Genomic DNA, 12,008 nt, shown 5'->3' with positions numbered 1-12,008 from the left:
CACATCAGGTCAGGAAGCGACAAGTTGGCGGAGCACGTACTGCATGATGCCGCCGTTGCGGTAGTAGTCCGCCTCGCCGGGGGTGTCGATGCGGACGACCGCGTCGAACTCCACGCCGGTGTCGGTGGTGACCTTGACCGTGCGGGGGGTGGTGCCGTTGTTCAGCTCGGTGACGCCGGTGAAGGAGAAGGCCTCCTCGCCGGTGAGGCCGAGGGACTCGGCGGACGCGCCCTCGGGGAACTGGAGCGGCAGGACGCCCATGCCGATGAGGTTCGAGCGGTGGATGCGCTCGTAGGACTCGGCGATGACGGCCTTGACGCCGAGGAGCGCGGTGCCCTTGGCGGCCCAGTCGCGGGACGAGCCGGAGCCGTACTCCTTGCCCGCGAGGATCGCGAGCGGGGTGCCGGCCGCCTGGTAGTTCTGCGAGGCGTCGTAGATGAACGACACGGGGCCGTCCGCCTGCGTGAAGTCGCGGGTGAAGCCGCCCTCGGTGCCCGGCGCGATCTGGTTGCGCAGGCGGATGTTGGCGAACGTGCCGCGGATCATGACCTCGTGGTTGCCCCGGCGCGAGCCGTAGGAGTTGAAGTCGCGGCGCTCGACGCCGTGCTCCGTGAGGTACTTGCCGGCCGGGGTGTCGGCCTTGATGGCGCCGGCCGGGGAGATGTGGTCGGTGGTGACCGAGTCGCCGAGCTTGGCGAGCACCCGGGCTCCGGTGATGTCCGCGACCGGGGTCGTCTCCATCGTCATGCCCTCGAAGTACGGGGGCTTGCGCACGTAGGTGGACTCGGCGTCCCACTCGAAGGTGTTGCCGGTCGGGATCGACAGCGCCTGCCACTGGGCGTCGCCCGCGAAGACGTCCTGGTAGGACTTGTTGAACATGTCCTCGCCGATGGCGTTCGCCACGACGTCGTTGACCTCGGCCTCGGAGGGCCAGATGTCGTCGAGGTAGACCGGCTTGCCGTCCTGGTCGGTGCCGAGGGCGTCCTTGGTGATGTCGACCTTCATCGAACCGGCGATGGCGTACGCGACGACCAGCGGCGGCGAGGCCAGGTAGTTCATCTTGACGTCGGGGTTGATCCGGCCCTCGAAGTTGCGGTTGCCGGAGAGCACCGAGGTGACGGCGAGGTCGTTCTCGTTGACCGCCTTGGAGACCTCCTCCGGCAGCGGTCCGGAGTTGCCGATGCAGGTGGTGCAGCCGTAGCCGACGAGGTTGAAGCCGACCTTGTCGAGGTAGGGGGTCAGGCCCGCCTTGTCGAAGTAGTCGGTGACGACCTTGGAGCCCGGGGCGAGGGTGGTCTTGACCCACGGCTTGCGGGTCAGGCCCTTCTCGACGGCCTTCTTCGCCACGAGCGCGGCGGCGATCATGACGTACGGGTTCGAGGTGTTGGTGCACGAGGTGATCGCGGCGACGGTGACCGCGCCGTGGTCGATCTCGTACGTCGAGCCGTCGGGGGCCGTGACGGTGGTGGGCTTCGTGGGTACGCCGTTGGCGGCGGCCGGCGAGTCGGAGGCCGGGAAGGACTCCTTGCCCGCCTCCTCGTCGTCGGAGACGTAGTTGCGGACGTCCTGGGCGAACTGCGCCTTGGCGTTCGCGAGGACGATGCGGTCCTGGGGGCGCTTCGGGCCGGCGATGGAGGGGACGACCGTGGAGAGGTCGAGCTCCAGCTTCTCGGAGAAGTCGGGCTCGGCGGCCGGGTCGAGCCAGAGGCCCTGCTCCTTGGCGTACGCCTCTACGAGGGCGACCTGCTGCTCGTCGCGGCCGGTCAGGCGCAGGTACTTCAGCGTCTCGCCGTCGATCGGGAAGATGGCGGCGGTCGAGCCGAACTCCGGCGACATGTTGCCGATGGTGGCGCGGTTGGCGAGCGAGGTGGCGGCGACGCCCTCGCCGTAGAACTCGACGAACTTGCCGACGACGCCGTGCTTGCGCAGCATCTCGGTGATGGTCAGCACGAGGTCGGTGGCGGTGGTGCCGGGCTTCAGCTCACCGGTCAGCTTGAAGCCGACGACGCGCGGGATGAGCATGGAGACCGGCTGGCCGAGCATCGCCGCCTCGGCCTCGATACCGCCGACGCCCCAGCCGAGCACGCCGAGGCCGTTGACCATGGTGGTGTGCGAGTCGGTGCCGACGAGGGTGTCGGGGTACGCCTGGCCGCCCCGGACCATGACCGTACGGGCCAGGTGCTCGATGTTCACCTGGTGGACGATGCCGGTGCCCGGGGGGACGACCTTGAACTCGTCGAACGCGGTCTGGCCCCAGCGCAGGAACTGGTAGCGCTCCTTGTTGCGGCCGTACTCCAGCTCGACGTTCTGGGCGAACGCCTCGTTGGTGCCGAACTTGTCGGCGATGACGGAGTGGTCGATGACCAGCTCGGCCGGGGCGAGCGGGTTGATCTTCGCCGGGTCGCCGCCGAGCTCCTTCACCGCCTCACGCATGGTGGCGAGGTCCACGACACACGGCACGCCGGTGAAGTCCTGCATGATCACGCGGGCCGGCGTGAACTGGATCTCCTGGCTGGGCTGCGCCTGGGAGTCCCAGTTGCCGATGGACCGGATGTGGTCGGCGGTGATGTTCGCGCCGTCCTCGGTGCGGAGCAGGTTCTCCAGCAGGACCTTCAGGCTGTACGGGAGGCGCGCGGAGCCCTCTACCTTGTCCAGCTTGAAGATCTCGTACGACTCGTCGCCCACGCGCAGCGTGCTGCGGGCGTCGAAGCTGTTCGCCGACACGACAGTCTCCTTCTTCCATGTGCGCGTACTACCGCGCCGCGCCTCACCGGCGGCCGACGCCGCGTGGTGCCGCCCAGGGCCGCGACCATCCGCTAAGGTAAGGATTAGTTAGGTAACCCTTACCGGGCGGCGGCTGCGGTGCGCCTCGGCAGATATCTCGATGTCGAGATAACTCTAGTACATAGCCGCCGCCCGGTCATGCCCAGGTGCCCCCGTCCGGCGGCGTCACCGCGCGGATGCGCCGGATACCCCGCCCTCGGCCCTCCCCCGGTCCTTCGTTCCGTCTGCTACGGGGAGCACGTACTGGCCCGCGAGGCGCGCCAGGTGCAGGGGGAGCGGCCGGGCGAGCGGCGGGTAGTCGTCGTGGTAGCGCAGCTGGTGGGCCAGCGTCGCCCACTCCACCGGGTGGTCGGGGGCATCGCCCGCGCGGCCGGAGTCCGCCAGAGCCTTCTCCGACAGGCAGCCGAGCACGGTGATCTCCAGCTGCCCGGGGTTCCAGGCCGTCTTGCCGGGAGCCGTCCGGCCTTTCGCCGTGGGCACCAGTTTCATGAGGCCCTTGGGCATCGCCGCCGTATGCGGGGTGGCGGCCGTGCTGGCGAAGACCCGGTTGCCCTCCTCCGCCGTCCCCCACACTCCCTCGGCGAAGCCGACGTTGCCCCGAGGGTCGTGGGCGTACCATTCCGCGACTTCGTCACGCCCGTTGTCGTCCCGCACGAGCAGCATCCGCAGATCATTCCCGTAGGCGGCGAGCCGCTGGCCGGGTTCCGCCCCGAATCCGATGGTGTCGCGGGCCAACGAACCGTTGCACAGCCTCGGCCAGCACTGGCGGAGGTTGCCGGCGTCCGCCAGCAGGAGCGTCGGGCGGTCGCGGAGCTGGAAGAGCAGAGTCCGGATCTGCCGCTCGATCTCCACGGTCGGCCCGGCGGACCGGGAGAGCCGCAGCAACAGCTTCGGATAAGGCACCCATTCGCCGCGCTCGGCGTCCCACCCCTCGATGACGCCGGGGCCGTCGCCGGGGCGGACCCGCACCGCGACCAGCCGTCGCGCGGGCCGGCGCGTGGGGCCCTTCCTCGTATAGCGGACGAGCCAGAGCGCCGCGTACTGGAGGTCGCCGGGGATTCCCGCCCCCACCCGGTGCGCGGGCGGGCTGACCGCGCCGAGCTGGCGGAACGCGTCCAGCCAGATCCACCGGGCACGGTGCTCCAGAGTGCTGTCGGTGTCGTCGGCCACGTTGAGGAACTGGCTGAGCCACCCCTGCCTCGCCCAGGCGAGACGCAGCGCGTGTTTGGGGTCGGAGTCCGGATGGGCGGCGAAGCGGTCCTTGCCGGCGATCTCCGCGATCACCACACCGGCCTCCCCGCGCGGCGGGGCCATCCGCTCCGCCACCAGGGCGCAGCGCCCCTCGACGGCCTCGGCGAACCGGACCGCCTTCGGTCGCCCGCGGTCACGGGAGACGGGCAGGGCGTCGACCAGAGGGCCGGCGGGCCGGGCACGTACCCGGATCTCGATGCCGTCGCCCCGCACCTGCCAGGTGCCGTCGGCGTCCGGGCCCGACTTCTCCACGGGAGCGAGGCCGATCAGCTGGGCAAGTTCCGCGACGAGCGCGGTGCGGATCTCCGGGGACTGCCAGAGGATCTCGACCTCCAGAGTCCGGCCTTTCAAGGCGCGGGCCAGGGCCTCGCGACGCATCAGGGCGAGTCGCGCCTCCCGGGCGCCCGGTGCGGCTTTCGCACCCGAACGGGTCAGCAGGGAGGGCGTATTGCTCCGGGTGACCCGCGTGAGATCGGCGACGCGCCGCAGCACGGGGCTCAGTCCTTCCTCCACCCAGGTGTCCAGCTCCGCCCGCTCCCGGGGCATCAGCCCGCTCCCGACCTTGTGCGGACCGACGGCGGGGTGATGGACGATGCCCGCCGCCACGTCCCCGCTTCCGTTGATCCAGCGTTCCGGGTGGGCGAACAGCTCCGCGGGTTCCGGGTAGTGGCGCACGATGTCCAGGTCGGGCAGCAGCAGGGCGGGGCTGCGGCGACGCCAGACCAGTTCCTTCAGACGGCGGTCGTAGCCAAGGGTGTTCACCGCCAGCCGACGACCTCGGTCCGGTCCGTCCGGCCACGGCAGCGGAACGTCCAGCAGAACCGTCGCCCCGCCCAGCGCGTGGGGACGAACCTCCAGTTCCGTGGCCCACCGGCGCACCTGGGAGGAGACGTGGACACGGAAGCTGGAGGCGAACGGCACGGTGTGGACCGTGATGTTCAGACAGGCCGAGTAGAACCAGGTCCGCTTGCCGCGCTCGTACCGCTGAGGCGGCCAGGAGATGAGACGGGCTCCGCTCCCCGAGCTCTCGACACGGAAGTGGAGAGTGGCGCCACCTGTACGGAACGGCCGGGCCGCCAGCCGGAAGGCGATCCACTCCGGCAGCAGGCCGTAGAGCCGCTGAGCGGGTCCGGCGGTGCCGCCCGCCGATGCCACCGTCTCGGTGAGGTCGACCCGCTCGGTCTCCCATCGGGGCAGCCGCACCGGAACAGCCGGGTCTGCTTCTGCCGTCAGCAGCCGCTCCTCCAGATCGGGGCCGTCGTCGTCGCCGTCCTCCGGGGACAGGCGCGCCGCCCAGGTGCCGATCAGCGGGGCCAGCACGTCCGGGGGCACGGTCTCCCGCGCGTAGAGCCACGGAAGGCTGCCGTCCGTGCCCGCGTTGCGACCGGTGGCAATGACACCAGGGGCCAACGCCTGGAGAAGGAAATTGAGCTGTCGCACCGGAAGCCGGTCGGGGCGGCCCCCGCCTCCGCCGGCCTCGGAGTGCATACGGGAGAGCTCGGTGTGCAGGTCCTCGCCGAGCCGCAGGACGTGCGTCTCCTCCTGCCACGAGCCGTGCGTCGGATCGGGTTCATAGGCCGTGGAACGAATGGCGTGGTACACGGATGCCTCCTAGTGGGTGGTGGAATGCGGCGTCCGAGGGCCCGCGGGGCTGGGGACGTCGGTCAGCAGGCGGCCGAGCATGCGCCGCAGCGGCTCGTACAGCGCGCGAGCGATGAACCGCTCCTCGGCCGTCGCCGTGTCGCCTTCGAAGTACGCGTCCAGAACGTCGAGCATGCTGTGCAGGAGGCTGGATTCGGGAGTGTCGGGCCGCTCCGGCGTCGCCGCGCGGTTCGGAGCGAAGGCGGCGTCGACGAAGACGACCCGGGCGGGCACGCCACCGCGCACCAGCCGCCCGATGACCTGCCACATCAGGACCAGCATGTCCCAGGTGACCGGCACCCGTTCGTCGCCGAGGCGGCTCCAGGCCATCGACCGTGCCAGTACCTGGTACCAGCGCGAGCGGGCGAGTCGGCGGACCTCGTTCGCACCCTCTTCGACGGTGCCGGCCCCTCGCACCCAGGCGCCGAACGTACCGGTGGTGGTGGCCCTGACCATCCAGTCGTTGAGGGCGTGGACGGCCAGGGACAGGTCGTCGGGGTGCGGGTTGGGGCGGGCCAGGAAGTAGACGGTGCCGATGGCCGCCTCGGCGTCGTCGTTGAGGATGTTGTGGCCGCGCTCGACCGCCAGCAGCGGTGCCACAAGAATCTCCGCCTCGATCTCGTTCAGGTGCTCGACGTCGCCCCGGCGCAGCGAGCGGGCGCGGTTGACCGAGGACGCCTCGTCCTCGGGGGTGACCTCCTCGTCGTCCGACACCAGGCAGAAGACCTTGTCGTGCCAGCGCTGGTTGAGGTTGTGCAGCGTGTCCGCGACCAGACGCGCTTCGACATAGCTGCCGACCAGCAGCAGGATGCGGCCCCTCTTCGACGGCAGGGACAGCAACTCCCGCTCCAGCGGGCCGCCTTCGGGCAGGTCGTGCTCGCCCTCTCCCAAGTACCGGGCGATGCGGCGCAGTTTATCGGGACGATCCTCGGGGTCACTTCCGGACATACGCAGCTTCTCGTCACCGTCGTCGATGAACTCGAAGCGCATCCGGCTCTCGGTGGCGATGCGCTCGGTCACCTCCGACGGCGGCTCGATGATCACGCCGACCGGGACACGGATGTGGTAGCGGCTGGACTCGCCGGCCCAGCTGCTGCCGGACATGAGCAGCAGATGCGCGCCGGGGCGGCCGTCCACCGAGGCCAGGTCGGGCAGGGCTCGCAGCAGTTCCCGGCCCACCCCGCTGCACCGGAAGAACGTCAGTTCCCCGCTGCGGACCCCGCCCTGATCCTCGCCGGAGACCCTGAACTGGAACCCCAGCACATTGCCCATGGGCGCCTCGGGCACCATCGGCCCGTAGTCCAGCGGTCTGCGGTACATCTGGTTGTAGCCCAGGTCGAGAGCCGCCTCGACCCGCGGCCACATGGCGTTGATCATGGCCAGGCGGGGTTCGAGGGCACTCAGCAGCAGGGTGAACTCAAAACGGGTGGCGAGTTCCTCGCGCCAGTCGTCAGGGCTCTTGGGCGGCTTGGTCTTCCGGGGTTCGCGGCCTGTGCGCGGGGCTCTCTTCCGCAGCTCCTCCTGCCGCCGTTGCCACTCGGCGCGTGCCTCCTCGTACTCCTGCCGACGGGCGGACATGTACGCCGGGTGCAGCTGGAACACTTCGTCCATGACCTTGGCCAGACGGCGTCGGGTGTTCTCCGGATTGCCTGTGTGGAGAAGCTCGTTGAGCAGGACCGTCAGATCTCCGAACTCCTCGTCCGTCCGGCGGGCCCGATCGCCGAAGGGGTTGTCGCGGAACGCGTCGAGGCGCTTGCCCAGGGCCTCCCGGGGCGCGTGGTTGTCGTGCTCCGGGCCGCCGTCCTCCGGGAGCGGATAGCGTTCGTCGAGCAGACCGAGTTGCAGGGTCCAGGCGCTGAAGTACCCCGTCCGGACCCAGCAGCGCAGGTCGTAGTCGGTGACGAGCATCGCGTACAGCCGGTCCGTCGCGGCGGTGGCGGTGTTGAGCGCGGCGGAGAAGGTCTGCACTTCCCTCTCGGAGAGCTGGGTGCGCCCGCTCGCCGCGAGTTCCCGGATCTTGTGCCGGGTCAGCTCGTCGATGAGGCCCTTGTCCTCGTCGCTGGCGAGCACAGCAGCGGGTGCGAAGACCTGGTCGAGCTGCATCTGTACGCGGTCGGCCTCGTCCACGATCATCAGGTCGCTGCGGCGGCAGGCGAGTTCGAGGTAGCGGATGCGCTCGCCGTTCTGTGGGCGGGGCGGCGAGGCGTCGATCAGACCAGCCGGTGTGGCGACCCAGATGTGCGCGTCCACCAGAACGCGCGCGCCGTGGTGGCGGGGGCAGACGGACCAGTAAGGGCAGGTCGTCAGCCGTTTCTGCCAGGGGGACTTCCGCCCGCCGCCGTACGCTCCGCGCCTCGGGTCCGACGGTGGCCGCAGCCTGGAGCAGGGGGCTTCGCCGAAGGCCAGCGGTTCGACGGACGGGGTGGCCTCCCGTCTGCGGACGTTGAGGGCGCAGGAGGTCCCGAGGTAGGCGAAGGCGGGGTCGTCGTGGGCGAGCAGCCGGTGTTCGCCCCTTCCTGCCAGTCGGCGGTGCAAGCGCTGGGCGTGCCGCTCCCGGCCCGAGGATCCGAGCACGGGGGCCGCCGCGTCATCGGTGTAGAGGTTGTACGTCTCGACGAGCTTCAGCACCTCCGCGACGTCGGAGACCACGACGGTGGTGCGCTTGCCGAGCTTCGCCAGGTGGACGGCGATGATGTCGCGCAGCGTGCTCTTGCCCGCGCCCACGATGCCGAGCAGGTGCTGGATGCTGTCGACGGTGAAGGTGAAGTCACGGTCCTTGCGGAAGGGGCTCTTCCCCTTGCCGGAGGCTGCTCCCGGCTCGTCGACGGGCTCCTTGACGGACATCTCGAAGTCTCCGAGCCGTGCCAGCCACCGCGGCGATTTCTTCGACGTCCTGCCGGCGCGTAGGGCCCGGGCGTGCGCGGCGTCCATCTCGGCGGCGGTGCGCTCCAGGTCCTTCCTGGTGAAGACCAGCGGCTCACCGCCGCCGGCCGGGACCATGTCCAGGTCGTGGGCGACTACGGGGGTACTGGGCACGATGGGCAGGTCGACCTCCGCCAGGGTGCGGCTGACGGTGAAGGCGTGCGGCCCCGGGCCCGCGACCGGCGGTCGCTTGCCCGCCAGCGGCGGCGCCACCCGCAGCAGCCCGTCGTACACCTGGAAGCGGTCGCTCGCGACGGAGATCTCGCGGCGAGCGGCCGGAGCCTCGGTGTCCGGCACGTCGTAGCCCCGCGCCCGCGCGTCGAACCGCTGATAGCGATCGAGCGCCTCGCGCCACGTCCGGCCCCTGCGCAGGGTCCACAGCGAGTACCGGGCGACCCTGAGCGTTCGTTCCACGTCCGCCGGCAACGGCACTCCGTACGCCTGCGCGAACCCGTATCCGCTGAACAGCACCCAGGCGCTCCCCGCAGGGGCGTCCGGCATCAGCTCCTGCTGGAGGTACAGGCCGAGTTCCACCTGGCAGAACGCTTCCAGCGCGGGCTTGCGGAAGGACGGTCCCAGAAGTGTCTGGAGGCTGCTGAGCACGTCGTTCAAGGGCGGGGTGATGCTACGCATCGTGTTGGTCCTCTCCTCGGATACCCGGAACGAGGCCGGTGGGTGTGGTCAGCGCCAACCGCTCGCGCAGCGGGGCGGGCAGGGCGGCGGTGAAGCGGGCGCGGTAACCCGCGCGATCGGCGAGCCGCTGGGGCACTACGACGAACGTCCGGTCCGCCGACGGTGCGGGGTGGGCGAGGCCGGCGGCGAGCAGGCCGGGCTCCTGGCGATCGCGGATCCGTACGTCCACGGTCGCGCCGCCGGTCTCCCGCAGGCGGTAGGCGCTGAGGTCACCCGGCACGGGCTCCCAGCCGATCCCGGCCGCGTCGAGTCCGCTCAGGGCCGCCTCCTCGGCGGGGTGCGGCAGGGCCAGGAACACGCGCAGCGAACGAGGCTGTACGAGGGCGAGCTTCGGCTTCCTGATCAGTTCGAGGCCGTTGTCGCGCGCGCATTCCTCCGCCTCGCACCATGTCTGGCCGGCGGCCAGGGGACGGCCCGGGAGGGGGACGGTTCGATCGTGTGTGAGAGCGGGCAGCCCGCAGGTCGGACAGCGCAGGGCGACGCCGCCGGCGTACAAGGACTCGGGCACGGGCCGGTAGAGCTCCTTGACCCTGGTCCACGCTTCCTGGTTCCATCCCGCCTTCCTCCTCCTGGCCCCGAAACGGTCCTCCAGGTACACGACCGGGTTACGCGCCAGGAATTGGCGACACAGCCGGAAGCGCTCATCCGATCCGCACCGTGCCTCCAGCGCATCCAGGTGGGTGCGGGCCTCGGCGGCCACTCCACCGATGGGGCCGTGGGAGGCAACCTCGAGACAGATCCGGGTGGGCATCCGGCCGACGGGGTGCACCAGCGTCGCGTCCGGGGCGACGAACGAGGCCGGAACCCCGAAGAGCGGATCGGCCGCCGTTCTGCTGCGGCACCACTCCCACAGTTCGGGCAGGCTTCTCGGCGGGGTCTGCCCGATGTCGAGGCAGTGCGTCACCGTGCGGTCCAGTGCGCGCTGCGCGATGCCCGGATAGGGCAGGGTGAACGAGCGGAGGCCCTGAACCTCGGCCACCGCCACGACCGTACGCGCGAGTTCGCGGAAGAGCCCGGTCCCCGGGGTCTGGGGGCCGTCGGACGGTTCGCCGCCGTACGCGGCCGTCGGCGCGCTCACGCGACGGCCTCGACGGAGGAGGAAGCCGAGCACCAGCGGGCCACTTCACACCGGCCGCAAGGGCGTCCGGGGGCGGGTTCGTAGAGGTCGTCCCCATGCCATGCGGTCACCATCGTCCGCACCACCTGCTCCGCGGTGTCCCGGTGAGCGGGGGCGAAAGGATCGATGATCTCCAGGTCGGCCCCGCCGGGGCGCAGCATCTCCAGTTCGACCCGCGCGCGGCCGGGACTCCCGCCGAGATCGCCGCGCGCCACGAGCATGACCGCCAGAGCCAGTTGGGGGTAGACCTCCAGGAGCCGGCCATCCGGTCGGCGTTCGGTGGCCGAGGTCTTGGTCTCGCGCCACACCCATGAGTCCCTGTCCCGGTAGAGCAGATCGGGTTCCGCCAGCACCACGACGTCGGCGGCGGTGTCGTGACGGACGACACGGGGCTCGGTCCGCACGTCCGAGCCGTCCCTCACGCACCGGAGCGGACAGACTGCGGCATGCCTGCGCAACAGGATTGCGCCCAGGGCGCGTTCGTGGTCCGGCAGGTCGAACCCGTCCGGCACCCACTGCTCCGGTACCTCGGCCCTGCACGGCCTGGGGACACCGCGGCTGTGACGGTCGGCGAGATACGCGTGCACGGCCCGGCCCCGCTCGGCCGTCGCCTTCCGCTCGACTGCGTCCGCCGTGGGCAGACGCAGCCGGCGCATGTGGTCACGGGCCGGGCAGGCTCGATAGTTGCGCCCGTTGGTCACCGACCAGGTGCGGCGCGGCCGGCCCGCCGTCTCGATCCCCAGCAGTCCGGGAGCCGAGCGCAGGGCCGGGCAGACGCCCAGATAGGAGCAGTCGACACACGACGAACCAGGTCGGTACTCCTGGCCGTTGAGAATCTCGGCCAGAGCGCCCGGCCCGTGTGCGCGGTAGCGGGCGAGCGCCTGGGACCGGCTTCCGGAGAAGAGCTCACGCGTACCGCCGTCGAGAAGCGCGAACTCGACGACGCGCACGTGCTCCGGCAGCGGCCCGGGAGTGCCCTCGGCCAGCACCAGGGCCGTGGCGGCGACGAACCCCTCGGGCGGTGCGTCCCGGCCGATCCGGTGCACGGGGAGGCGGAGTTCGCGGTGCTTGCCGTCCGGGGAGGCCAGGCAGCGGCCCCAGACGGTGAAGCGGTACTCCTCCGCGCCGCCTGCCTCCGGCCCCGACGGCCGGTGACGGTAGGTCCACCGTTCGGGCGCCTCGCTCAGCGGCCGTAGCGGGTCGGCGGGGAAAGCGGCATCGTACTTCGCCAGGCCGTGGTCCGCCCAGGCCCGGAGCCCGTCGTGGAGCGGGACGGTGCGCGACCTGTTCGGGGCCGCCGCAGACGCGCTCGGCCGGTTGCGGGCGTCGCAGGCCGCCATGAAGGGGCCGAGGGTGAAGTGCTCCAGCCGCTCACGGCGGCGGGACTCCTCCGCCACGGGGCGGTAGCCGCGCGCCTTGAGGGCATCGGCGGCCGGACAGCGGAATCCGCTCTTCTTGAACATGCCTGCGGAGACCGTGATGCACTGGGAGTTTCGGCGCACGCCGTCGGGGGGAAGCCAGGGCTGGGACATTTCGTGATCCTTTTCTCTGGGCACGAGAATTCACCTTTCTGGACGGATCTTTCCGACCGGGAAGAACG

Annotated in this window: 5 protein-coding genes; all 5 read right to left on the bottom strand. The window is 70.8% G+C overall.

All coding sequences use genetic code 11. The features are described from left to right. Nucleotides 1-9: 9 nt before the first annotated feature. The 5 genes from acnA to EES43_RS24080 all read right to left on the bottom strand — a co-directional run bounded on the left by acnA (nt 10) and on the right by EES43_RS24080 (nt 11,940). Complete coding sequence (gene acnA, locus EES43_RS24100) at nt 10-2,724, bottom strand: aconitate hydratase AcnA (RefSeq protein ID WP_124270660.1); 2,715 nt, start codon at nt 2,722-2,724, stop codon at nt 10-12. A 225-nt stretch (nt 2,725-2,949) separates the two neighbouring features. After that, the gene (locus EES43_RS24095) at nt 2,950-5,637 is read right to left on the bottom strand and encodes a pPIWI_RE module domain-containing protein (protein ID WP_124270659.1); all 2,688 of its coding nucleotides are present in this window, start codon (nt 5,635-5,637) and stop codon (nt 2,950-2,952) included. A 9-nt stretch (nt 5,638-5,646) separates the two neighbouring features. Continuing rightward, nucleotides 5,647-9,231: a pPIWI_RE_Z domain-containing protein gene (locus EES43_RS24090; RefSeq protein WP_124270658.1), complete on the bottom strand. Its 3,585-nt coding sequence runs from the start codon at nt 9,229-9,231 to the stop codon at nt 5,647-5,649. After that, nucleotides 9,224-10,369 carry a pPIWI_RE_Y domain-containing protein gene (locus EES43_RS24085; RefSeq protein WP_124270657.1) on the bottom strand — a complete coding sequence of 382 codons (1,146 nt, stop codon included), beginning with the start codon at nt 10,367-10,369 and terminating at the stop codon, nt 9,224-9,226. The genes EES43_RS24090 and EES43_RS24085 overlap by 8 nt, the downstream gene beginning before the upstream one ends. After that, entirely contained in the window at nt 10,366-11,940 is a 1,575-nt protein-coding gene (locus EES43_RS24080) for a PD-(D/E)XK nuclease family protein (protein WP_124270656.1), read from the bottom strand. The genes EES43_RS24085 and EES43_RS24080 overlap by 4 nt, the downstream gene beginning before the upstream one ends. Nucleotides 11,941-12,008 lie beyond the last annotated feature (68 nt).

Source organism: Streptomyces sp. ADI96-02, from assembly GCF_003846185.1.
Taxonomy (GTDB): domain Bacteria; phylum Actinomycetota; class Actinomycetes; order Streptomycetales; family Streptomycetaceae; genus Streptomyces.
This window is presented reverse-complemented; position numbering and strand designations above follow the sequence as displayed.

What these genes read in the sequence shown, in the direction of transcription:
- EES43_RS24090 (WP_124270658.1), bottom strand. Translation starts at nt 9,231, where the DNA reads ATGCGTAGCATCACCCCGCCCTTGAACGACGTGCTCAGCAGCCTCCAG.
- EES43_RS24080 (WP_124270656.1), bottom strand. Translation starts at nt 11,940, where the DNA reads ATGTCCCAGCCCTGGCTTCCCCCCGACGGCGTGCGCCGAAACTCCCAG.